This window comes from Asticcacaulis aquihabitans (assembly GCF_032490435.1).
Taxonomy (GTDB): domain Bacteria; phylum Pseudomonadota; class Alphaproteobacteria; order Caulobacterales; family Caulobacteraceae; genus Asticcacaulis.
In genome coordinates this window covers 568,460-590,294 of the sequence record NZ_JAVGWM010000001.1, presented here as the reverse complement: position 1 = coordinate 590,294, position 21,835 = coordinate 568,460, and the positions used below count along the sequence as shown (strand labels likewise).

Sequence of the window (21,835 nt, the reverse complement as noted above, 5' to 3'; positions counted from 1 at the left end):
GCGGCGAATTAAATTTCAATAGGTTTATTTCCGAGATGTGGCGAATGCAAGGCCTAACGCGTTACCGCCATGGGCACGCACCTGTCGGTTTGCCCCTCTGGCGTGGTTGCCGTTTGCGTCAACTTCCGCTACACCCGTATAAACAGGGAGCCCCGCCATGAGCGACATTATCACCACCATAGACACCGGCGTTATGACGCTGCGGCTGAACCGCCCGGCCAAGAAGAACGCTTTGACCAAGGCCATGTATGCCGCCCTGACCGATGGCCTGACACAGGCCGCTGCCGACGACGCCATCCGCGCGGTGATCATTTGTGCCGAAGGCGCCGATTTTTGTGCCGGCAACGATATTTTCGACTTCGCCCAGGATCTTGCGCTGTTTCAGGACGACACTGCCGATCACGATGACATGCCGGTCTTTCGCTTTCTCAAGGCCATTACCTTTTTCGAAAAGCCTTTGATCGCCGCTGTCCAGGGCCAGGCGGTCGGCGTCGGCGTCACCCTTCTTCTACACTGCGATCTGGTTGTGGCGTCGGATGATGCGCGTCTATCCCTGCCATTCCTTAAGCTCGGCCTAGTACCAGAAGCCGGTTCGACCCTGTTGCTGCCGGCCCGCATCGGCCATCAGCGGGCCTTTGCCTGGATGGCATTGGGCGAAGTCATCGGCGCGGAGGCGGCGAAGGACCTCGGGCTCGTCAATACCGTCGTCGCGCGTGACGGGCTCGACGATGCCGCCCGCCATATGGCGGAAAGGTTGGTCAGGCTGTCACCGTCGTCCCTGCGTCACACCAAAGCGTTCATGCGCGACCCGGAAGCCCTGTGGCAGGTTATTCGCCAGGAGGGCGCCATTTTCCGCAAGCAGTTGATCAGTTCCGAAGCCCAGGCGGCTTTCGCGGCGTTCCTGGCCCGCTGAGCCTATAGGTAATTTGACATAAACTGATGTATTAATTGCGTGGGGCAGGGCGCATTAACCCCGTATTTTTATTGACCGCGTCATGCGCTGGTCTTATTTCGCCGCCAGGGTTCGCGGGCTGTTTGCCGGTTTCGGCAAAAAGCTTATGTGAACGACACCTTCAAGGGGCAGGCATTTGGCTCTGGACGCACTGGCTTTGGATTTTAAAATTTCCCTGGAAACGCCGGACCTGAACGCCCGGATCATTGCCATGACCGACCGCGCGTTTGGGCCGGGCCGTTATGTCAAAACCGCCGAGCGCCTGCGTGAAGACTCTGAGATCATCCAAGACCTGAGTTTCGTGGCCTTTCAAGGGGAGCGTCTTGTCGGGTCGGTGCGCATGTGGCCGATTTTTGTGCATGACTTCGACGCCAATACCTATGAGCCCCTGTCTTTTCTCGGACCGATCGTGGTGGAGGAAGAGCAGCGCGGACGGGGTATAGGCAAGCAACTGATAGCGGCCTGCGTCGATGGCGCTTTCGCCAAGGGACTGCGTGCCGTGCTGCTGGTTGGATCGCAGTCCTATTTCAAGCCGTTCGGCTTCGAAAAGGCTCGAAACATTACCTTACCCGGTCCGGTCGATCCCAATCGTCTTCTCATTCGCTATGGCCAGCCAGACATCACTGTGTCGGGCAAGGTGTGCAAGGTCATTTGATATCGGGCGGCGAACAGCCTAACTTTCGAATCATGACCACTATTCCCCTGTCCGAAGATATGCAGTCGGCCGCGACGCGCGCCGTTTTTTCCGCGCTGGAGGCCAAGGGGGGGCGGGGCTGCGTTCGGTTCGTCGGTGGGTGCGTCCGCAACGCGCTGATGGGAAAGCCGATCAGCGATCTTGACCTGTCGACGCAACTGACGCCCGACGAAACCGAAGCAGCGCTTACCACCGCCGGTATCCGCCACGTGCCGACAGGCAAGGCGTTCGGTACGATTACCGCCGTCGTCGAAGGTGAACCGTACGAAATTACCTCCTTGCGCGAAGACGTCGAAACCGACGGCCGTCGCGCCGTTGTGAGCTTTACCACGGACTGGGCCAAGGATGCCCTGCGGCGCGATTTCAATCTCAACGCCCTCTATGCCGATATTGACGGGACGGTCTATGATCCGACAGGGCTGGGCATAGGCGACGCCAAGGACGGACGGGTGCGCTTCATCGGTGTGGCCGAAGAGCGTATCCGCGAAGACTATCTGCGTATCCTGCGCTTCTTCCGCTTTTCCGCTGGCTATGCGCGCGATATCGATGCCGAATCGCTGGCGGCCTGTGTTGCATTGAAAGTGGGGATTGACGGGTTGTCCGGCGAACGCATCCAACAAGAGGTGCTAAAAACCCTGAAACTGGCCAACCCTTTGCCGGCGTTTGCCGCCATGCAGGCCCATGATGTGATGCCGCACGTCATTCCGGGGTGGCTGGGCAGGGGCAGCGACCTGCCGGAATTTGCGGCGGTCTGCGGGCTGACCGACGATGTGGATATCCGGCTCATCGCCTTGCTTGACGGTGGTATTGGCCTGTCTGCCGCGGCGCTGCACGCCGTGCAGACGCGGCTTAAGCTGTCTCAACGGCTGTACAATCGCTTGCGCGACGCAGGAAAGGCGTTGGATGCGCTGGCGGACAATGCGCCCTTCGCCCGCCTTATGTATCTTCATGGACGTCAGGCGACCGAAGACGCCGTGTATCTGGCTGCGGCGCATCAGGCCAAGGCGCCGTCGGCGGTGGCCTATGTCATGAACATGTTGGCGGGGTTGGACATTCCGGTATTCCCGGTCAAGGCGGCGGATCTGATGACGCGTGGCATTTCGGCCGGGCCGGAGCTCGGCCAGGCGCTTAAGCAATTGGAAACCGATTGGGTTAACAATGATTTTTCACAAAGCGTGATTGATCGGGCTCTTGACGCACTTGCGAAATAGCCCAAATTGAGGTCGTGTTTCGGGGCCGAGAGTATGATGCGTACAGACGATTATATCGCCATTCTTGAGACCGGCATTCCTCCGGCGGGACTGGATGCCACCTACGGCAGTTATGCCGACATGTTTTCGACGCTCCTGGCCGGCGAAGGCCGCGCGTTTCGAGTGTTTAAGACCCTGGCCGGCGAACTTCCACCACACGATGCCCAGTTGAAAGGGGTCGTCATTACCGGCTCTCCGGCCGGCGTCTACGAAGGCGATCCGTGGATTATTGCCCTGATGGAGTGGCTGCGCGCGCTCGATACCCAAACCCCCGTCGTCGGTATCTGTTTCGGCCACCAGGTGATGGCCCAGGCCTGGGGCGGTCATGTCGAAAAATCGCCCAAGGGATGGGGCGTGGGCTTGCACGAATACAATGTTCAGGCCCATGACCTGTGGCAGACCCTGGCCGGGAAGGGGGCGCAAACCATCGCCTGCGCCGTTACGCATCAGGATCAGGTGGTAAAGTTGCCGGACAACGCCATTGTGCTGGCTGGATCCGAATTCACGCCGCATGGCGCGATCTACTATACCGGCCGCAAGGGCCTGTCCTTCCAGTGCCATCCGGAATTTTGCGAAGACTTTGCGTCGGAGCTGCTGATCAGCCGGCGCGGCATCCGCATCGATGCCGCCCTGGTCGATCAGGCGGTGGAGACCCTGAAACGGCCCAGCCATCGCCATGACCTGCTGGGTGCGATTTCAAAATTTCTGACCGTATAATTACTGACTTTTGATCCGGGATCGTGTTTGCTGGCCGCCAGCAAAAAGGATTCCGCATGCCCACAGACGGCCGCCCCCTGACCCGCGATATCCATCCCATGCCCGACGACATCCGGCGGCTGTTGAAGGATCGTGGCCTGTACGACACATACGAAGGGCGCCCGCCGTATCAGCAGAACGACTATATTGGCTGGATCGACCGCGCGAAGCGTGAAGAAACGCGGCAAAAGCGCATCGATCAAATGCTCGACGAACTCGAGGCTGGCGGACTGTACATGAAGATGCGCTGGACCGGCTAGGAAGCTCGCCAGGCGTCTCCACAGGGCGGTAACCGGGCATATGTCTTGCCCACGCAGACGGTTGCCGCTGGCCACGTCTATACAAAAAATATACAGAAATTATACGCCGCCTATATAAGATCCCGTCTAGATAGAGCAAAATGTCAAACCGATATCATTTCGGACCTGTGACCGTTTTGCGGCCTCACCCGGATCGCTCACATCCTCCCACAACAATACAGTTGAAATTGCCCCTAGATAGTCCATACGGCTGTTCTCTAACGCCGGATGCGCGCCTTGGCGACTCCGGCTATACCGCGTCCAGACGCTCTGATATGAGCCTAATGACTATAGTCTTCCTACGGGCGGCATCGTGATATGACCATCCGGCTTTGTTTTCGCGTACACATGTGCTGCCTGCCCAGCCGCTTTCGGCACGGAGATCACTTATGACCACTGAAGGCTCTTCGAATCCCACCTGCGCGGACGCGCCGGTGTCGGGCGTTGTATTGGGTGATGGCAAGGTGCCCGATGCCGAAGCCGAGGCGATTAGCAGCCACGGCCATGGCAATGCCGGCTTTTGGGGGCTAGCCGTTGGCGCCATCGGCGTTGTCTTTGGCGATATCGGCACCAGCCCGCTTTACGCCATGAAGGAAGCCTTGCGCCATACCCGCGCAGGCACTGACCCACACCTGGCGACCTTCGGAGTTATATCCCTGGTCTTCTGGACGCTTTTGCTGTTGGTGACGGTCAAATACGTCATCTTCCTGATGCGGGCTGACAACAAGGGGGAAGGCGGCACCCTGGCGCTCATGGCATTGGCGCAAAAGGCGCTCGGCAAATATTCGCCCGCCATATTTTTCCTCGGTATCTGCGGCGCGGCCCTCTTTTATGGCGACAGCCTGATCACACCCGCCCTGTCGGTCATGTCGGCGATCGAAGGTTTCAAGGACGCGCCCAATGTCGGCCATAGTCTCGACCATCTGGTTGTACCCGTATCCATGGTCATCCTGATCGGACTGTTTCTGGTTCAGGCCAAGGGAACGGAGAAGGTCGCCCGCTTCTTCGGGCCGATCATGTTGTTATGGTTTGTGGTCATCGCGGCGCTCGGTATCTTCTATATCGTTCAGCGCCCGGATATCCTGAGTTCGCTCAGCCCGCACTATGGCCTTCAGTTCCTGATGGCCAACGGGTTTACCGGCTTTGTTATTCTGGGCTCGGTCTTCCTGGTCGTCACTGGGGCTGAAGCGCTTTATGCCGACATGGGTCATTTCGGCAAGAAGCCGATCAACACGGCTTGGGTCTGGATCGTCTTTCCCGCCCTTATCCTCAACTATCTGGGCCAGGGCGCGATGACGCTGGAAGACCCGTCCGCCGGCGCCAATCCGTTCTGGCGCATGGTGCCGGACATGTTCTACTGGCCGGTGCTGATATTGGCGGCCATGGCCACGGTGATCGCCTCCCAGGCCGTTATCACCGGCGCCTTTTCGATGACCCAGCAGGCCGTCCAGCTTGGCCTTCTGCCGCGCATCGATATCCAGCGGACCAGTGAGACGCAGGCCGGGCAAATCTATGTGCCTCAGGTCAATACCATGCTGATGATCGGCGTCCTGGTGCTGATCTTTGTGTTCCAAAGCTCGGACAACCTGACCTCGGCCTACGGTATCGCCGTTACGGGCACCATGTTCATCAGTACGATCATGGCCTATGTCGTCATCCGCAAGACCTGGAACTGGTCGCGTCTGCAAACCCTGGCTCTGCTTGTGCCGCTTGGCGTGATCGAGGCCGTCTTCATGGCGTCCAACCTCACCAAGTTCTTCACCGGCGCGTGGATGCCGATGGCCTTTGGCGGTTGTTTGATCGTCCTGATGCTGACCTGGACGACCGGCACCAAGACACTGACTGACAAGGCGCGCCGCGACAGTGTTCTGCTTATCGACCTGATCGAGATGTTGAAGAAACGTCCACCGCACCGCGTGGCGGGGACGGCCATCTTCCTGACCTCTGACGCTGAATCCGCGCCGGTGGCTCTGATGCACAACCTCAAGCACAACAAGGTGCTACACGAAAAGAATATCATCCTGACGGTGAAAACAGTTGGTGTGCCGCGCGTGGCCGAAGGCAATCGCGTCTCCATCGAGGTCATCAACGAAGACTTCAAGAAGGTGACCCTGATTTACGGTTTCATGGAAAGTCCGAACCTGCCGCGCGCCCTGGGTCTGTGCCGCAAGCTGGGCCTCAAGTTCGACATCATGGCCACCAGCTTCTTCGTTGGCAAACGTTCGGTCGTACCGTCGGCCAATTCCGGCATGCCCTTGTGGCAAGACAAGCTGTTCATCTTCCTGATGAAGAACGCCGCCAATCCGACTGAATTCTTCCATATTCCGCCCGGACGCGTCGTCGAACTGGGCACCCAGGTCACGGTCTAGAGCTTCATGCCGAAAAGTGGACTCCACTTTTCGGCATGAGGCGTTACAAAAAAATGAGAGCCATGAGGCGTCGTCAGGCCGTAACGGTTTCCGTTACGGCCACTTCACCACAGGGGGCATGGAGGACATGATCGACGGCACGTAACCGCCTGTCTTCAATCCGAAAATAGTCCCGCGATCATAGAGCAGATTGAATTCGACATAGCGACCGCGCTGAATAAGCTGCGCTTCGCGCTCGTCCTCTGTCCACGGTTGCATCATCCGGCCCCGCACGATGGTAGGATAGATGTCGAGAAAGGCCTTGCCGACCGCTTGGGTAAAGGCAAAATCAGCGTCATGGTCATTGCTGTTCAAATGGTCGTAGAAGATGCCGCCTATGCCGCGCGGTTCGTTCCGGTGGGGCAGGTGGAAGTATTCGTCGCACCAGGCCTTGAACTTGTCGTAATAGGCGGGATCGGCTGCGTCGCAGGCGGCCTTGAAGGCAGCATGGAAGGCGAGGGCGTCCGGCGCGTCCTGGCGCCGATCGGCGGCCATCAGCGGTGTCAGGTCCGCGCCGCCACCGAACCAGCTTTGTGTCGTGGTGATGAAGCGGGTGTTCATATGGACCGCCGGCACATGCGGATTGGTCATGTGCGCGATCAACGAAATACCCGTGGCGTGAAAGCGCGGGTCTTCGGCGGCGCCAGGGATGGATTTGGCGAATTCCGGCGAAAAGCTGCCATGTACCGTTGAAATATGCACGCCGACCTTTTCGAACAGCCGGCCCTTCATAATCGACATTTCTCCGCCACCGCCGCCGCTCGGACTTACGGCATCCGCTCGGTCCCAAGGTGTGCGCTCAAAGCGTCCCGGCGCGCCGGCATAGCCTGTCGCTTCGTCTTCGAGTTGCTCAAAGGCGACGCAGATAGAATCGCGCAAGGTGCGAAACCATGCGGCGGCGGCGCTCTGGCGCTCGGAAAGCACATGATGGGCAGGCGTATCGGCGGAGAGGAGCGGTTGGGTCATGAAAAACTCTTAGCGTGAATTCTGGGCAATTGCATAGGGCGTTCGCGAGCATCCTGAAGACGCCCACTGGCTCGTCACCGCACAGGAAACCCGTCCGTTTGACGCAAGGCCTCGCCCAGCGCCATGGCGGCGGCGTTGATGACGTTAATCGAACGGGCGTCGCGGCTTATGGGGAGAAACAGGCGCGCATCGGCGCGGGCATGGACCTCGTCGGGCGCGCCGGCGCTTTCGCGGCCCATCAACAGGATGTCGTCGGGCCGGAATTGAAAACCGTAGGCCGGTTGCGCCGAGCGGGTGGTGAACAGAATAAGGCGTGACCCGGGCAAGGTTTCGCCGACAAAGCCAAGATAAGCGTCCCACGACATGTGGTGCGACACTTTGGCGCAGCGGCCGTAATCCATGGCGGCGCGCTTTATAGCCTTGTCATTCAAGGGGAAGCCGCAAGGTTCTATGACATCGAGCGGGGTTTCGAAGGCGGCACTCAGGCGGATGGCGGCGCCGAGATTTTGCGGTATATCAGGTTGGTAGAGAGCCAGGCGCAACGGGTTTCAGCCTTTCAAATCGGCGGGAGAGGGCGCGTTTTGCCAAGTTCGATAGGAGATTGTCCAGCCTAAAGCGTTTACTTGCAAGCTATTCGCAGGAAGCTGAACGAAAAAAGGAAACTGCGTGGCGAAAATTTGGCGAGAAAAAGTGCCTTGCCAGTTTGTATCCGTCACGGAATTGTGGTTATAGACGCATTTGGCAATTAGCCCGTGCGCCGAGTCCGTTGCAGAGGATTACTTTGTTAACGGAATCAGTCATGAGTACTTAAGAAAAATACTAGAGTGAATCGGGCCTTGGCACGATAAGCTAGGGACGGATTACGATTTCGAAGAGGTGGCAAGGTGAGCGAACCTGTAACAGACGCCGGACAAGATCCGAACCGTCGCGACTTTATTTACATTGCGGCGGGTGCGGGCGCCGTCGGCGCCGCGGCAATGGTTGCCGTCCCGCTGATCGGCCAGATGAATCCGGCCGCCGACACTCTGGCTCTGGCGTCAATCGAATATGACCTGTCAAAGGTCGAAGAGGGGATGCAGGCCGTCGTTAAGTGGCGCGGCAAGCCACTCTTCGTCCGCTACCGCACCAAGAAGGAAATCGACGCTGCTCGCGCCGACGACAAGAAGCTCAGCGAATTCCGCGATCCGCAGACTGACGCCGAGCGCGTCAAGGCGGGCCACGAAAAGTATCTGGTGCTGATCGGGGTCTGTACCCACCTGGGCTGCGTGCCAAACTTCGGCCTGGGCGACTACGGCGGTTGGTTCTGCCCGTGTCACGGCTCGGTCTACGATACTTCGGGCCGCATCCGTCAGGGACCTGCGCCGAAGAATCTCGAAGTTCCGGAATACACCTTCCTTTCCGACACCAAGATCAAGGTGGGTTAAACATGAGCGATCATTCCTCAACCTACGAGCCGAAGACCGGCATAGAAAAGTGGCTGGACTCGCGTCTGCCCATCGTCCGTCTGGCCTATGACAGCTTCGTCGACTATCCGACCCCGAAAAACCTGAACTACTGGTGGACCTTCGGCGGCATCCTGTCGCTCTGCCTCGGTGTCCAGATTTTGACCGGCATCATTCTGGCGATGCACTACACCGCCAACGCTGCCCTGGCCTTCGATAGCGTCGAGCGCATCATGCGCGATGTCAATTATGGCTGGCTGATCCGCTACGTCCACGCCAACGGCGCGTCGATGTTCTTCTTCGCCGTCTACATCCACATGTTCCGCGGTCTCTACTACGGCTCGTACAAGGCACCGCGCGAAGTTCTGTGGCTGCTCGGCTGTATCATCTACTTCCTGATGATCGCCACCGCCTTCATGGGCTACGTCCTGCCATGGGGCCAGATGTCCTACTACGGCGCGGTCGTCATCACTAACCTGATCGGCGCCATTCCGGTCGTCGGTCCGTCGATCCTGACCTGGCTGCAAGGCGGCTTTGCTGTCGATAATCCGACGCTGAACCGTTTCTTCTCGCTCCACTATCTATTGCCATTCGTCATTGCCGGCGTCGTCGTCTTGCACATCTGGGCGCTGCATGTGACCGGTCAGAACAATCCGACCGGTGTCGAAATCAAATCGAAGGAAGACACCTTGCCGTTCACGCCGTACGCGACGGTGAAGGATGGCCTGGCCATGATCTTCTTCCTGATCATGTTCTCGGTTTTCGTCTTCTACGCGCCCGACGCGCTCGGCCACGCCGACAACTATGTGCCGGCCAATCCGCTGCAAACTCCGTCGCATATCGTGCCCGAATGGTACATGCTGCCGTTCTACGCCATCCTGCGCGCCATCCCGGATAAGCTGATGGGCGTCATAGCCATGTTCACCGCGATCGCGCTGATCTTCGCCCTGCCGTGGCTGGACACGTCCAAGGTCAAGTCCATGCGCTACCGTCCGGTCATGCGCTGGTTCTTCGTCCTGTTCGTCATCGCCTGTATTGGCCTTGGCTGGTGCGGTGGCCAACTGCCCGACGATCTGGTCTTCTCAATCACCACTGACTCGCACGGCAATCCGCTGGGCCTGAAGGTCGTGTGGCTGTCGCAGATCCTGGCTCTCTACTATTTTGCTTTCTTCCTCATCATCATGCCATGGATCGGCCTGAAGGAAGATCCATTGCCCGTGCCGGCTTCAATCTCCGAAGCCGTCCTGGCTGCCCATACCGCCAAGAAGAAGGGCTAAGTCACATGTCTGCCTTTATGACGAACACCCTCAAACTGGTTGCCGGCCTCGCCGTCGCCTTTTCTTTGACGGCGGGCACCCAGGCGTTGGCCAGTGCCAGCCAGCACAAGGAGCCGGAGGATCACCACTTCTCGTTCGAAGGTCCATTCGGCACCTTCGACCAGGCTCAGCTGCAACGCGGCTATAAGGTCTATCGCGAAGTCTGCGCCGCCTGTCACTCCATGCACCTGATGTCGTTCCGCAACCTCGGTCAGAAGGGCGGCCCCTTCTACGATCCGAAGTATAAGAACCCGAACGACAACCCGATCGTGAAGCAGATCGCGTCTGAATTCGACGTGGCGGACATCGATCCGGACACGGGCGACGAAGTCACCCGCAAGGGCACGACCTCGGATCGCTTCCCGTCGCCGTTCAAGAATGAAGAAGCGGCGAAAGCGTCCAATTCCGGCGCGGTTCCGCCGGACCTGTCGGTCATCACCAAGGCCCGCGAAGGCGGCGCCAACTATGTCGCCTCCCTGCTGGCCGGCTTTGCGCCACCGCCAGCTGGCCTGAAGATCGCCGACACCCAACACTATAACCCGTACGTCCACGGTTCACTGGGAACGCAGTGGTCGGGCGACCCGCACAAGGTGCCGGTTGGTGGCGTTCTGGCCATGCCGCCCCCATTGGTCGATGACAAGGTCACCTATGACGATGGCACCAAGGCGACCCTTCGTCAGGAATCGGCCGATGTCGCGGCCTTCCTGGAATGGGCCTCCGATCCCCATGCCACCGAACGCAAGCAGATGGGCTTTGCGGTCATTCTGTTCCTGCTTCTGATGGCGGGCGTGACGTATGCGGCCTATCGTCAAGTCTGGCGCGGCAAACACTGACAGACCGCTGCGGCGGGCTGCAAACCGCCGTCTTTCTCCGATCCGGTGCTCACGTACTTAAGGTACGCTGCGCGCCGGGTCTCGAAAGCCAGCCCTTTTCGCCACACCGCAACGGCCTATCCTGTTGAACAATTAAGCCCGCCGGTTAATGCCGGCGGGCTTTGTCGTCTCGGTGTGTGGGAAAAAGGCTCCCTTTTCAGGCGCCTGTTTCCCTAGACATTGAAGCGGAAGTTCAGGATATCGCCGTCCTTGACGAGATATTCCTTGCCTTCCTGACGGAACTTGCCGTTTTCCTTGCAGCCCGCTTCGCCGTTGAACTTGACGAAATCATCAAAGGCCATGGTTTCGGCGCGGATAAAGCCCTTTTCGAAATCCGTGTGGATGACGCCGGCGGCCTGCGGCGCTGTATCGCCGGCATGAATGGTCCAGGCGCGTGCTTCCTTCGGCCCCACCGTGAAGTAGGATTGCAGGCCCAGCAGCTTATACGCTTCGCGGATCAGGCGGTTAAGGCCGGGTTCGGCCAGGCCAAGGGTTTCGAGGAACTCCTTGCGCTCATCGGCATCGAGCAGGGCGATTTCGGATTCGATCTGGGCCGAGATGACAACGGAATTGGCGTGGTCGGCCTTGGCGCGTTCGGCCACCTTGTTGGACAATTCGTTGCCCGTTTCAGCCGATTCTTCATCGACATTGCAGACATAGAGCGCAGGTTTGCTGGTCAGCAGTTGCAGCATTTCCCAGGCCTTGGTGTCTTCCTTCGAAATCTTGCCCTTCTCGAAGGCGATGCGGGCCGGGCGGCCATCGCGCAACTCTGCCAGAGCGGCGTGGATCAGGGAAACGGTGAGGGCCGCTTCCTTGTCGCCGCCTGACTTGGCGCGCTTTTCGAGGTTGGGCAGGCGCTTTTCCAGCGATTCCAGGTCAGCCAACATCAACTCGGTTTCGATGATTTCCAGGTCGGATATCGGGTCGATGCGGCCTTCCACGTGGGTGATATCCGTATCGACGAAGCACCGTGCGACGAAGGCAATGGCATCGCAGTCACGGATATTGGCCAGGAACTGATTGCCCAGGCCTTCGCCCTTCGAGGCACCGCGCACCAGACCGGCGATATCGACGAAATTGATGCGGGCGGGGATGATTTCCTTCGATCCGACGATCTTGGCCAGGACCTCAAGGCGCGGTTCGGGCACGGCGACATCGCCGGTATTCGGTTCGATGGTGCAGAACGGATAGTTGGCGGCCTGGGCCGACGCGGTCTGGGTCAGGGCGTTGAACAGGGTGGACTTGCCAACATTGGGCAGACCGACGATAGCGACTTTAAGGGCCATGGAAAACTTAGCTTTTCAGGAAATGAACGATTTGGCGTCTCCCTAAAGCATTTTGACCTATGCCGCCAGCGTATTTACGTTCCTGGCGTTCAGCAGCACATCCGCCGCGCGTTCAGCGCCATCCTCCGCCGCGATCAGCGGCGCCACGGCTTGCGCGGTGGCGGCAATCTTATCGGAATAGAGCACCTGACGCAGGCGCATCACGGCGCGTTCGACGGTGAAATCGTCGAAATCGAGCAGCAGGCCGGTGCCGAGCAAGGTTACGCGACGGGCATTGTCGAACTGGTCGCCGAACACCGGCGTGACCAGTTGCGGACGCCCGGCGCGCAGGGCCTGGGCGGTGGAGCCGATGCCGCCATGGTGCACGATCACTTCACACCGAGGGAGAAGCAGGGAGTGTGGCGCGTACGGCACCACGCAGATGTTCAGGCCGAATTCTTCGCTCAGAAGCGGGCTTTCCGGCCCGGACAGAATAACGGCGCGTCGGTTGAGACGCTTGGCGGCGGCGATGGCGGTCCGGTAATAGGCCTCTCCGCCATAGACCATGGCCGTTCCTAGGGAAAAGACCAGCGGGGCCGGGCCTTCATTCAGGAAGGTGAGCAGGCGTTCAGGCATGGCGGACGCGTGGCCATTTTCGCTGTCATAGAACGGAAAGCCGGCAATGTAGGTTCGCGGCGGAAAATCCGGTTGCGGTTGCGCCAACAGGGGCGAGTAGAGGGCCAGGGTCCGATGATCGGAGATTATGCCGCCCAGGCCGATGCGCGGATTGAGGCCGTGTTTGCGATAAATCCGGCGGACGTGGCCTTGGCTGGCGGCCATGATCTGTTCACCGGCCGCCATGATCAGGCGATTATAGGCACGTCCCAATTCGCCAGATGGTTCGAATATGAAGGGGGCCTGCTTGACCTTGGGCGGATCGTAGCTCGACATCATGACGGTCGGTTGCAGGGCGACAGTCGTAAACGGCTTGCCGGCCAGAAGGGCGGCAATGTGCGCGCCATATGCGAAGGGTGAGCCCAGGACGGCATCGGCTTCGGCGACGTAAGAGGCGATGTCGCGAATCGATCGCTCGAGGTAGGGCGCGATCAGGCGCTTGATCATGAAACCGTGGTCATTGGACAAACGCCGAATGATCTCGGCCGGATTGACCCGCAGGTCGCGGACATAGTCTTCGCGGCTGGGGCCGAAGGCGACAAATGCCAAACCGGCGGCCTCTACCTTAGCGGCATAATCTGGATGGGTGGCAAGCGTTACGCGGCAGCCACGCGCCTTGAGCGCCTGACCAAGGGCAATAAAGGGATGCAAATCGCCGAATGAACCATGCGTCGCCATAACGATGGTCTGAACAGAAGAAAGAGATGGCACGTCGAATCCTCAGAATACGCCCCCGCGTCTGGGTATTTCGCGCCGCGCCCCATCAAATTTCTATGTGGAACCGTAAGATCAGCCGTCTTTCTGGTTGTTCAACTGCCGCATATCGAATTTCGGTGCGGGCGCCAAGCGCATCACCTCACCCTGATAGCGTTCGGCGGCATCGGGTGCCCCGGACAGCAGAAGAGGCAGGGCGCGCGCGCAGGCACCATTCAGGGCATCAAGCCAGGCCTGATCCGCCTTGGCGAAGTCCCCCAGCACCCAGGCCAGAACGGCCTCCTTGGCGCCGGGGTGGCCGATTCCCATGCGGCCGCGCACAAAGTTGGGGCCGATCGCCGCCATGATGGAGCGCAGCCCGTTGTGACCGGCGTGGCCTCCGCCCATCTTGATGCGCAGGCGACCGGGCGCCAGATCCAGTTCATCATGGAACACAATAACGCGCTCCGGCTTGATCTTGTAGAACTGCATCGCCTTTTGCACGCTGTTGCCTGACAGGTTCATAAAGGTCTGGGGCTTGAGGGCCAGAACCTTTTCGACACCCTTGGCGGTCTCGATCTGGCCATCAGATGTGATGCCGTCGAAATTCTTCTTTTCCGGGCCGAAGGCGGCGCCGCGGATCAGTTCATCGATCATCATGAAGCCGATATTGTGGCGATTTTTCGCGTACTGGCTACCCGGGTTGCCAAGGCCAACGATCAGATACACAACGGAACTCCGGAAAAGAAAAAGGCCCCGTCCTTTAACAAGAACGAGGCCTTTATCAAACTGATTTCGAAACGGTTTAGGCTTCGGTAGCGTCGGCTTCGGCGTCTTCGCTCTTCGACGCGCCGGAGGCGGTGACCGAAGCGACGACTTCCGTGTCGGCGACATGCGCCTTCACATCCGACGGCAGCTTAAGGTCGGAGACGTGGATGCTTTGACCGATTTCGAGGCCGCTGAGGTCGACAATGATGTCTTCCGGAATGTGGTCAGCCGGAACCAGGATTTCCAGTTCGTGGATGGCGACGTTCAGGGCGCCGCCCTTCTTCAGGCCAGGCGACAGTTCGTGATTCTTGAAGTGAACCGGAACCGAAATCTTGACTTCGGCATGTTCGTCAACGCGATACAGGTCGAAGTGGATCGGCGTATCGGTGACCGGATGGAATTCGATCGACTTGGCGATGACCTTCTGGGTCTCGCTGCCGTACTTCAAGGTCACGAGGTGGCCGTTCAGCTTGCCGGTATAGAGCGCCTTCTTGAAAGCGTTCAGGTTGACGGCGATCGGCACGGGGGCCTTGTCGCCGCCGTACAGGATGCCCGGCACCTTGCCGGCATTGCGGGTTGCGCGGGCGCCGCCCGAACCGGTGCGATCACGGACTTCAACGTCCAAAACGATATCGGCCATGAGCCTCTTCCTCAAACAAAATGGCCGCGCAACCGGACCGGGCACGGCGAGAATGGATTTCTATGCGCCCCATCGTCAGACAATGCGGCTATAAAGAGCGGTGCTGATACACGACTCTTCCTAGTGACGCAACCGTTCCGTCAGGCAAAAAGCGCATATTTGCGTCCAAAAAACAGGGCATGACGCGGATTTGCCTCATGCCCTGTCTAATTTTACTGTGGAAGCGCTGATCGCGCCCGCCCTATTTCTTCTTGCTGGTCGTGGCCTTTTTCTTGCCGGAGGCCTTCTTGACTGGTGCGGGCTTCAGATAAGGCTTCGGATCGGTATAGGCCGATGTTCCATCCGCCTTGAAGCCAACGCGCTTCACTGGTTCGAAGCTTAGCGCATTGCTCGACATTTCCCCAAGGCATTGGCCGGTGTCCATAAGGACGTGCTGACCCAGGCAGAAGACGTCTTCATAGTGCGGCTTGGCGACGGCCAGGCATTGATAGAGGTTGAGTTTCGACATCGCCAGGCACTTCTGGCCTTCGCCGTCGTTGAGCAGGCTGGTCAATGCCGGTGCGCGTGTCGAGCCGCCTTCGCCGAGGATGGCGATGGCCGCTATGGTCAAGGCGCGGTTCACCGCCTGGGTATAGGGCTGGTTGAACAGGTCCGGCCGGTCGAAAACGGTCTGGGGCTGATTGGCAGCGGCGGATGTCGTGGCAGCATCCGAGGCGATCGGCGTGGACACCGTGGCCTGCGGTTGAGCCGGCTGCCCGGTGCCGGGCGTAAATGTGACGCCATCACCGGCGCCCCCGACGGCATAGCTCCCGGTCGATTGGCCCGTCGTGGCGCGAGTGACGAGGCCGGAGCCGGTGAGGGCGGCGGTCAGAAGCTGCGCGCTGGCGTCAGACTGGACGCTGGCCAGGGTAACGGCGCTTGACTTGGCCTTGGCCAGGCGGCCTTCGCGGTCGATGACGAATTCGCGCGACCATTTTTGCATCTGGATGTCGTAGGCCGATTGCTTGACGGCGGCACCGGCTTTGAACACAAGCTGACCGTCGCTGGACAGAGCCAGTATGACCCGGCGGGCCGCGGCGTCCGCACCTGGCAATACGGCGACATAGGCCGGATCGGACAGCAGACGATTGACCATGTCGGCGCGTACAGCGTTGTCAGTGGCATAGTTGCGCAAAGAGGCGCGGAAGGCCGGTTCCTGCATGGCGACAATGGCGGCGAAGGCGACCGCGCCATTGGCCAATTGGTTGGGTTCATAGGCTTCGGCGGAGGCCAGTTTGGCCTGAATATCAGCGCCGTCGGCGAACTGGTTCTTAATCGCGCTCGCCTTCTGGATATAATCGACATAGACGGCGGCTGCGTCCGAAATCTCCGTCGCCAGCGCTACGGGCGGTCCGGCGGGGGCCGGTGCGGGCGCGGGCGGCGGCGGCGGCGGCGGTGCGTCCGTCGCACAGCTGGCGAGCGTGACGGCAAGGCTGAGGGCCAACAGGCTCGAGGCAAGGCCCTTGGTGATTGCCAACTTCATACGCAGGTTCCCCTTATTCCAAGGTGCCGCACCCATTATTACAGGGTTGCGGGTGGTGATTTTCTGTTTTGAGACGAGAAGGCTGTAAGCCCCTCAGAAGGCTTAAACCGTATGGCGCAGTGTTCAACAGGAAAAACGCCGAAATTATGGCTGTGACCCGTTTAAAGGGTTAATGCCAGTTTTGTTCGGGCTTAAATTTTTGTTAAATATCAATGCATTGTATGGTTAATTTGCGTCTTCATCGAACTTGACAAAGCAACAAAAACTTTTAATGACTGATTCCCTGTGCGGGCGTAATTCAGTCGAACAGTTTAGATACGGACTCTTCGTTGGCAATCCGGCGGATGGCTTCGCCAATCAGCGGCGCGACGCCGACGACGCGCACCTTGGGGTGCTTCACAATGGTTTCCGACGCTTCGATGGAGTCGGTGATGACCAATTCCTTCAGCACGGAATTGCCGACACGCTCCATGGCGGCCCCAGACAGGACGCCGTGGCTGACATAGGCGGAAACGGCGGTGGCGCCGCGATCCATCAAAGCTTTGGCGGCATTGCACAGGGTGCCGGCGGAATCGACGATATCGTCGAACAGAATGCATTCACGACCGCTTACGTCGCCGATGATGTTCATGACTTCGGATTCGCCGGCGCGCGGACGGCGCTTGTCGACGATAGCCAGATCGGCCCCAAGACGGTCGGCCAGGGCGCGGGCGCGGACGACGCCGCCGACGTCGGGCGATACGATCATCAGTTCGCCGGAGTTCTTGTAATTGGCAGCGATATCCTTGGCCATGAAGGGGATGGCAACCAGGTTGTCGGTCGGGATATCGAAGAAGCCCTGAATCTGACCGGCATGAAGGTCCATGGTCAGGACGCGGTGAGCGCCGGCGCGCGTGATCAGGTTAGCGACCAGCTTGGCGGAAATGGGCGTGCGGCCGCCGGTCTTGCGGTCCTGGCGGGCGTAGCCGAAATAGGGGATGACGGCGGTGATGCGCTTGGCCGAGGCCCGCGTCAGGGCATCGATGCAGATCAGCAATTCCATCAGGTTGTCGTTAGCAGGAAAGCTGGTCGACTGAATGACGAAGACGTCTTCGCCGCGCACGTTTTCATCTATGGTGACGAAAATTTCGTTGTCGGCGAACCGCTGTACGCGCGCCTTGGTCAGCGGCATGTCGAGATAATCACCGATGTTCTGGGCCAGGGTCCGGTTGGAATTGGCGGAGAGGAGCTTCATGGTGATATTTCCCGGGGCTGCTGGCGGCGCGTGTACGATTGAGCGGGCTTTTAGCAGGTGAGGGCTAGGGTTCAAGGGGGAACTGTCTTGAAAGTGCAAAAAGACGTTCCCGCCTGAGTTTTGTCACGCGCGGATCATGATGCAGGAGATCAGGCGGCCATAGTCGGGTTCGCCCAGCTTAAAAGCGCGACGGTTCGAATAGAATTGCGAGGCGTCGGCGCAGGTGTCATGTCCAGTCGATGCCGTTTCGGCGCATCCGGCGCGTTTCAGGCGCAGGACGCAATAGCCGGGCAGGTCGAACATGCGCTTGTCCAGGTCGGCGGCGGCGGCGAAGAAGGGACGGGCCTCAGGGTCGTCCTTGACGAAGGTGGCTTCGTAATCGGCACCGACTTCGTAAGACGCCTGCTGGATGCAGGGGCCGACCACGGCCCGGATGCGGTCGGCCTTCGCACCTTGCTGGCACATGGCCTTTATGGTCGATTCGATAATGCCGCCCATGGCCCCTTTCCAGCCGGCGTGGCACGACCCGATGACGCGGCTTTGCGGATCGCAGAACAGGATCGGCGCACAATCCGCCGACAGGGCCGACAGGACGATGCCGGCACGGGCGGTGACCAGACCGTCGGCCTGGGGACGCTCACTGGTGAACGGTTCGTTGACTTTGACGGCGATGTTCGAATGGGTTTGGTGCAGGGACAATAGATAGTTTTCCGGGCGGCCAAAGCTGGCGGCCACGCGGCGGCGGTTTTCCGCTACCTTGTCCTGATCATCATTCGAACCTAGGCCCAGGTTGAGGGTTCCGTAAATGTCACCGGACGCCCCGCCGTTGCGGGTGAAAAAGCCGTGCTGGATCTGGGCCAGATCAAGAAGCGGGTGCAGGATACGCGGGGGAAGGAACATGGGCAGGCCTGTAAATCAGAGCGGTCGCCGCCTGAAACAAGCGGCGCGGGACAAAGAGCGTGTGCGGTTATAGACCCCCACTTGTGGCGGGGATGTGGCTGCGGTTCGGTTCTTCGATGGCAGGGGAGGCGCGTTTTGGCGCGTAAGACCACCTTATCGGTCGGCGCTACCGGCTTCAAGCGCGAAGAGGTTAATGTCAACCGGAAATCCCATGCCTAACACCTTGAACAGGTCACCCATCTGGTCGGGCGCCATCAGCCGATCATATTGCCGCTGCAATTTCGCGGCCTGATCGGGGTTCTTTTCTGCCAGGGCAGAATGGCGGGCGCCAATGCCCAGGCGTGACAGGAAAAGGCCTTGCGTCACGATAGGGCTGACCGACACGCCGGCACGTGCGGCGGCGTTCGCCACGGCGGGAAAGTCGGCCCAAACCGTCAGGTCGTGTTCGCCGGGAGCGTCGAGCGGATCGCGCTTTTCGTGGCGATAAAGCGCCTGAAGCGTGTCGCCGGCTTCAGGCTGATCGCGGCCGTAATCGATCAGCAGGGCCGCGCCTGTTGCCGCCTTCAGCAAGAGCGCCAGAGTTTCGGCCAACCGGGTCTGGGGCGGGGAAATTTCGATGACCTGTCCGGGTTTGCCGGAAAAGGGGGGGACGAAATCCTCTCCGACCGGGACCAGTCCGAAGGATAGGCGTCCATCCTGAACACCGACGCAGCGCTCGAACCAACTATTGTCACCCCGCACGAACTGGCGTGCGGGCAGGCAATCGAGTAGTTCGTTGGCAATCACAAGCACGGGCAGGTCGTCATCGAGCCGATCGAGCGACGGCACGAATTGCGCATCCGGCACGGCCTTCGCCTGAAGGGCGCGCAAGGTAGGCGAGGGCTCGACCAGGGTGACGCGGGCGGCATCGTGCAGTCCAGGCACACGCGCGGCCACCCGAAGGATATCACTCATCAACTTGCCGTCGCCGCCGCCGATTTCGACCAACCGAAACGCGCCCGGCGCACCGAGAGCCTGCCACATCTGGGCGACCCAGACGCCGATCATTTCTCCGAACATCTGCGATACCAAAGGCGCAGTCAGAAAATCGCCGTCCGCCCCGAGCCGAACATGACGCGTATAATAGCCATCGATAGGATCGAGCAGGCAGCGCGCCATATAGCCGGCGACCGACATGGGGCCTTCCTGCGTGATCTGCTCGATCAGCCGTTCTTTCAGGGACACGTCAGCCGTCCAGTTGTGGTGTTTCGGTGTCCGCGGGGGGAGGGGCGTTACGCAGGGCCAGCCAGATGAAGAAGGCGCCACCGGCAACCATCAGCAGGGACAGGGTTTGTCCCATGGTGATGACATTCTTGAAGAAGGGCAGCATTTGCGCGTCCGGTTCGCGGAAGTTTTCGATAATGATGCGGAAAACGCCGTAACCGGTGATAAATACGCCCATGATCAGGCCCGGACGCTTGAACTGGCGATAGACGTGGACCAGGACAAACAGGATGGCGAACAGCAATATGCCTTCGGCGAACGCCTCGTATAGCTGGCTTGGATGGCGCGGATACAGTCCCGCCGGACAGGGACCGCCATACTGCTGCTCGATATATTTGTTGCAGAAGATCATGCCCCAGGGCGCGTTGGTGTGACGGCCCCACAGTTCGCCGTTAACAAAGTTGGCGATGCGTCCAAAGAACAGACCAATGGGCGCGGCGCAGGCCAGCAGGTCGCCGAGATTGAGCATGCGCGCCTGGTCAAACCTCTGGGATTTGCAATATAGTACTGTCGCCAGGGTGACGCCGACAAAGCCGCCATGGAAGGACATGCCCCCCTGCCAGATCTTGAACACATCAAGTGGACTTTTCCAGATGATCGACATGTCGTAGGCCAGCACATAGCCTATGCGACCGCCCAGTATAATGCCAAGTGTGATCCACAGAATGAGGTCGTCGAGTTGTGCGGCATCGACGGGCGGCTGGCGCGGTGTCCATAGAGCCTGCTTCTTTATCAGCGAACCGACATAAAGCCAGCCGGCCACTATGCCGGCGACATAGGCGAGGGCATACCAACGCACGGCGACGGGGCCGAGATGGATGAGGACGGGATCGATATCCGGCAGGTTGATCGGCATCAGCCAGTAATCTCCAAAGTCAATGTCGAAGGGGGCCATGTGCGGCGCCTCCCCAAGGCCCGTTTAGCAACTTCGCTGTGACTCGTCCCCACAAAAGAGAGGCGGCCTCGCCAGAATCATGAAAAGTTTGTCGGAATTGAGATGGAGGCCTATACTGCGTCTGTTTCATGCCCTACGGAGTGCCTGCCATGCAAAGCCAAAACCCCTTTCTCGATGAACTGGCCAAAATGACCACCGGCGCCATGTCGCTGGCCCAGGCCGCAGGCGAGGAAGCCAAGGCCGCCTTTCGCGCCCAGGGTGATCGCTTCGTGGCCGACATGGATCTGGTGCGTCGTGACGAACTGGAAGCGTTGCGCGCCGAAGTCGCCGAACTGCGCGCCGCCGTGGCCGCGCTCAGCGTCAAGCCGAAGGGCAAGGGCGTGAAGCCCGATGCCGATGTGCCGCAAGACTGACTACCACAAAGAGATAGCTGACATATGAATACCCCCCAAACCCTCGACAGCGATGCCGCCTTCGATCCCCTCGATATGGTGGAATCCATTCTGACCGAGGAGGGGCTGGAATTCGAACGCACGCCGGAAGGCGATTTAGGCTTTGCCCTGACGGGCGACTGGCGGACCTACGAAATGTGGTTTTCCTGGCGTCCGGAAGGCGAATGCCTGCAACTGTGCTGTTCGCTCGATGTCGAAGGCGGTACAGGCAAGGTCTTGCCGATCGAACGTCTGGGCGGGCTGTACGAACTGATTGGGTTGGTCAACCAGCATGTCTGGTTTGGCCATTTCGAAGTCTTTCGTGACGCCGATACGCTGGACGTCATTTTCCGTCACACGGTCGCGCTCAATCCGCTTGAGCGCACGTCGGTGGGCGCCAGCGCGCATATGATCAACAGCGCCGCCGAAGCCGTGGATCGTTTCTTCCCCGCGTTCGATTTTTGGTTCAAGGGCGCCGTAAGCGCCGGGGACGCGTTCGCGGCCTGTCTGTTCGAAACGGTCGGCGAAGCTTGATCCTGCCTTGCCAGAGGCGGACGTCATGACTACTTACCGCATATTGCCTATCTAAGGATT

The 21,835-nt window shown here is 59.6% G+C and carries 22 protein-coding genes; 11 read left to right on the top strand and 11 right to left on the bottom strand.

Annotated elements, in window-relative coordinates; translation table 11 throughout:
- Positions 1 to 157: 157 nt before the first annotated feature.
- From RCJ00_RS02905 to RCJ00_RS02880, 6 genes are all read left to right on the top strand, one after another.
- Positions 158 to 913 (top strand): enoyl-CoA hydratase-related protein, encoded by a 756-nt coding sequence (locus RCJ00_RS02905; protein WP_316220154.1) that lies wholly within the window; start codon positions 158 to 160, stop codon positions 911 to 913.
- Between the two features lie 175 nt (positions 914 to 1,088).
- On the top strand, positions 1,089 to 1,607 hold the full coding sequence (locus tag RCJ00_RS02900) for a GNAT family N-acetyltransferase (RefSeq protein WP_316220152.1): 519 nt from the start codon (positions 1,089 to 1,091) through the stop codon (positions 1,605 to 1,607).
- 32 nt (positions 1,608 to 1,639) lie between these two features.
- Complete coding sequence (locus RCJ00_RS02895; RefSeq protein ID WP_316220150.1) at positions 1,640 to 2,857, top strand: CCA tRNA nucleotidyltransferase; 1,218 nt, start codon at positions 1,640 to 1,642, stop codon at positions 2,855 to 2,857.
- Between the two features lie 33 nt (positions 2,858 to 2,890).
- Positions 2,891 to 3,613, top strand: coding sequence for a glutamine amidotransferase-related protein (locus RCJ00_RS02890; RefSeq protein WP_316220146.1), 723 nt, complete (start codon positions 2,891 to 2,893; stop codon positions 3,611 to 3,613).
- 56 nt (positions 3,614 to 3,669) lie between these two features.
- Positions 3,670 to 3,912, top strand: a complete 243-nt coding sequence (locus RCJ00_RS02885) for a YdeI/OmpD-associated family protein (RefSeq protein WP_316220144.1) — start codon at positions 3,670 to 3,672, stop codon at positions 3,910 to 3,912.
- 428 nt (positions 3,913 to 4,340) lie between these two features.
- Positions 4,341 to 6,320, top strand: a complete 1,980-nt coding sequence (locus RCJ00_RS02880) for a potassium transporter Kup (RefSeq protein WP_316220142.1) — start codon at positions 4,341 to 4,343, stop codon at positions 6,318 to 6,320.
- A gap of 93 nt (positions 6,321 to 6,413) precedes the next feature.
- Here RCJ00_RS02880 and hemF read toward each other — a convergent pair whose 3' ends face one another.
- Both hemF and RCJ00_RS02870 read right to left on the bottom strand, forming a co-directional pair.
- The gene (gene hemF, locus RCJ00_RS02875; protein ID WP_316220140.1) at positions 6,414 to 7,325 is read right to left on the bottom strand and encodes an oxygen-dependent coproporphyrinogen oxidase; all 912 of its coding nucleotides are present in this window, start codon (positions 7,323 to 7,325) and stop codon (positions 6,414 to 6,416) included.
- 74 nt (positions 7,326 to 7,399) lie between these two features.
- Positions 7,400 to 7,867, bottom strand: coding sequence for a tRNA (cytidine(34)-2'-O)-methyltransferase (locus RCJ00_RS02870; RefSeq protein ID WP_316220138.1), 468 nt, complete (start codon positions 7,865 to 7,867; stop codon positions 7,400 to 7,402).
- Between the two features lie 342 nt (positions 7,868 to 8,209).
- Between RCJ00_RS02870 and petA the strand changes: the two genes are divergently transcribed.
- The 3 genes from petA to RCJ00_RS02855 are packed head-to-tail and all read left to right on the top strand — an operon-like array spanning position 8,210 to position 10,916.
- Positions 8,210 to 8,749 carry a ubiquinol-cytochrome c reductase iron-sulfur subunit gene (gene petA, locus RCJ00_RS02865; RefSeq protein ID WP_316220136.1) on the top strand — a complete coding sequence of 180 codons (540 nt, stop codon included), beginning with the start codon at positions 8,210 to 8,212 and terminating at the stop codon, positions 8,747 to 8,749.
- A 2-nt stretch (positions 8,750 to 8,751) separates the two neighbouring features.
- Positions 8,752 to 10,044: a cytochrome b gene (locus RCJ00_RS02860; RefSeq protein ID WP_316220134.1), complete on the top strand. Its 1,293-nt coding sequence runs from the start codon at positions 8,752 to 8,754 to the stop codon at positions 10,042 to 10,044.
- A gap of 5 nt (positions 10,045 to 10,049) precedes the next feature.
- Positions 10,050 to 10,916, top strand: coding sequence for a cytochrome c1 (locus tag RCJ00_RS02855; protein WP_316220132.1), 867 nt, complete (start codon positions 10,050 to 10,052; stop codon positions 10,914 to 10,916).
- Between the two features lie 212 nt (positions 10,917 to 11,128).
- On the opposite strand, the gene ychF is transcribed toward RCJ00_RS02855, so the two are convergent.
- The 9 genes from ychF to lgt all read right to left on the bottom strand — a co-directional run bounded on the left by ychF (position 11,129) and on the right by lgt (position 20,765).
- A complete protein-coding gene (gene ychF / locus RCJ00_RS02850) occupies positions 11,129 to 12,241 on the bottom strand; it encodes a redox-regulated ATPase YchF (protein WP_316220131.1) in 1,113 nt (370 codons plus the stop codon).
- A gap of 57 nt (positions 12,242 to 12,298) precedes the next feature.
- Entirely contained in the window at positions 12,299 to 13,606 is a 1,308-nt protein-coding gene (locus RCJ00_RS02845; RefSeq protein ID WP_316220130.1) for a glycosyltransferase, read from the bottom strand.
- Positions 13,607 to 13,684: 78 nt separating this feature from the next.
- Positions 13,685 to 14,317 (bottom strand): aminoacyl-tRNA hydrolase, encoded by a 633-nt coding sequence (gene pth, locus RCJ00_RS02840; protein WP_316220128.1) that lies wholly within the window; start codon positions 14,315 to 14,317, stop codon positions 13,685 to 13,687.
- A 76-nt stretch (positions 14,318 to 14,393) separates the two neighbouring features.
- On the bottom strand, positions 14,394 to 14,996 hold the full coding sequence (locus tag RCJ00_RS02835; RefSeq protein WP_316220126.1) for a 50S ribosomal protein L25/general stress protein Ctc: 603 nt from the start codon (positions 14,994 to 14,996) through the stop codon (positions 14,394 to 14,396).
- 241 nt (positions 14,997 to 15,237) lie between these two features.
- Entirely contained in the window at positions 15,238 to 16,518 is a 1,281-nt protein-coding gene (locus tag RCJ00_RS02830) for a hypothetical protein (RefSeq protein ID WP_316220125.1), read from the bottom strand.
- 298 nt (positions 16,519 to 16,816) lie between these two features.
- The gene (locus tag RCJ00_RS02825; RefSeq protein WP_316220123.1) at positions 16,817 to 17,752 is read right to left on the bottom strand and encodes a ribose-phosphate pyrophosphokinase; all 936 of its coding nucleotides are present in this window, start codon (positions 17,750 to 17,752) and stop codon (positions 16,817 to 16,819) included.
- A gap of 123 nt (positions 17,753 to 17,875) precedes the next feature.
- Positions 17,876 to 18,652 carry a peptidoglycan editing factor PgeF gene (pgeF, locus tag RCJ00_RS02820; protein ID WP_316220121.1) on the bottom strand — a complete coding sequence of 259 codons (777 nt, stop codon included), beginning with the start codon at positions 18,650 to 18,652 and terminating at the stop codon, positions 17,876 to 17,878.
- Between the two features lie 153 nt (positions 18,653 to 18,805).
- The gene (locus RCJ00_RS02815) at positions 18,806 to 19,876 is read right to left on the bottom strand and encodes a class I SAM-dependent methyltransferase (RefSeq protein ID WP_316220120.1); all 1,071 of its coding nucleotides are present in this window, start codon (positions 19,874 to 19,876) and stop codon (positions 18,806 to 18,808) included.
- Between the two features lies 1 nt (position 19,877).
- Complete coding sequence (lgt, locus tag RCJ00_RS02810) at positions 19,878 to 20,765, bottom strand: prolipoprotein diacylglyceryl transferase (protein ID WP_316221079.1); 888 nt, start codon at positions 20,763 to 20,765, stop codon at positions 19,878 to 19,880.
- A 194-nt stretch (positions 20,766 to 20,959) separates the two neighbouring features.
- On the opposite strand from lgt, the gene RCJ00_RS02805 reads away from it, so the two are divergent.
- Both RCJ00_RS02805 and RCJ00_RS02800 read left to right on the top strand, forming a co-directional pair.
- Complete coding sequence (locus RCJ00_RS02805) at positions 20,960 to 21,223, top strand: accessory factor UbiK family protein (protein ID WP_316220118.1); 264 nt, start codon at positions 20,960 to 20,962, stop codon at positions 21,221 to 21,223.
- A 24-nt stretch (positions 21,224 to 21,247) separates the two neighbouring features.
- Positions 21,248 to 21,775 carry a type III secretion system chaperone family protein gene (locus RCJ00_RS02800; RefSeq protein WP_316220116.1) on the top strand — a complete coding sequence of 176 codons (528 nt, stop codon included), beginning with the start codon at positions 21,248 to 21,250 and terminating at the stop codon, positions 21,773 to 21,775.
- Positions 21,776 to 21,835 lie beyond the last annotated feature (60 nt).

What these genes read in the sequence shown, in the direction of transcription:
- RCJ00_RS02905 (WP_316220154.1), top strand. Translation starts at nt 158, where the DNA reads ATGAGCGACATTATCACCACCATAGACACCGGCGTTATGACGCTGCGG.
- RCJ00_RS02895 (WP_316220150.1), top strand. Translation starts at nt 1,640, where the DNA reads ATGACCACTATTCCCCTGTCCGAAGATATGCAGTCGGCCGCGACGCGC.
- RCJ00_RS02890 (WP_316220146.1), top strand. Translation starts at nt 2,891, where the DNA reads ATGATGCGTACAGACGATTATATCGCCATTCTTGAGACCGGCATTCCT.
- RCJ00_RS02885 (WP_316220144.1), top strand. Translation starts at nt 3,670, where the DNA reads ATGCCCACAGACGGCCGCCCCCTGACCCGCGATATCCATCCCATGCCC.
- RCJ00_RS02880 (WP_316220142.1), top strand. Translation starts at nt 4,341, where the DNA reads ATGACCACTGAAGGCTCTTCGAATCCCACCTGCGCGGACGCGCCGGTG.
- hemF (WP_316220140.1), bottom strand. Translation starts at nt 7,325, where the DNA reads ATGACCCAACCGCTCCTCTCCGCCGATACGCCTGCCCATCATGTGCTT.
- RCJ00_RS02860 (WP_316220134.1), top strand. Translation starts at nt 8,752, where the DNA reads ATGAGCGATCATTCCTCAACCTACGAGCCGAAGACCGGCATAGAAAAG.
- RCJ00_RS02855 (WP_316220132.1), top strand. Translation starts at nt 10,050, where the DNA reads ATGTCTGCCTTTATGACGAACACCCTCAAACTGGTTGCCGGCCTCGCC.
- ychF (WP_316220131.1), bottom strand. Translation starts at nt 12,241, where the DNA reads ATGGCCCTTAAAGTCGCTATCGTCGGTCTGCCCAATGTTGGCAAGTCC.
- RCJ00_RS02835 (WP_316220126.1), bottom strand. Translation starts at nt 14,996, where the DNA reads ATGGCCGATATCGTTTTGGACGTTGAAGTCCGTGATCGCACCGGTTCG.
- RCJ00_RS02830 (WP_316220125.1), bottom strand. Translation starts at nt 16,518, where the DNA reads ATGAAGTTGGCAATCACCAAGGGCCTTGCCTCGAGCCTGTTGGCCCTC.
- RCJ00_RS02825 (WP_316220123.1), bottom strand. Translation starts at nt 17,752, where the DNA reads ATGAAGCTCCTCTCCGCCAATTCCAACCGGACCCTGGCCCAGAACATC.
- pgeF (WP_316220121.1), bottom strand. Translation starts at nt 18,652, where the DNA reads ATGTTCCTTCCCCCGCGTATCCTGCACCCGCTTCTTGATCTGGCCCAG.
- RCJ00_RS02805 (WP_316220118.1), top strand. Translation starts at nt 20,960, where the DNA reads ATGCAAAGCCAAAACCCCTTTCTCGATGAACTGGCCAAAATGACCACC.
- RCJ00_RS02800 (WP_316220116.1), top strand. Translation starts at nt 21,248, where the DNA reads ATGAATACCCCCCAAACCCTCGACAGCGATGCCGCCTTCGATCCCCTC.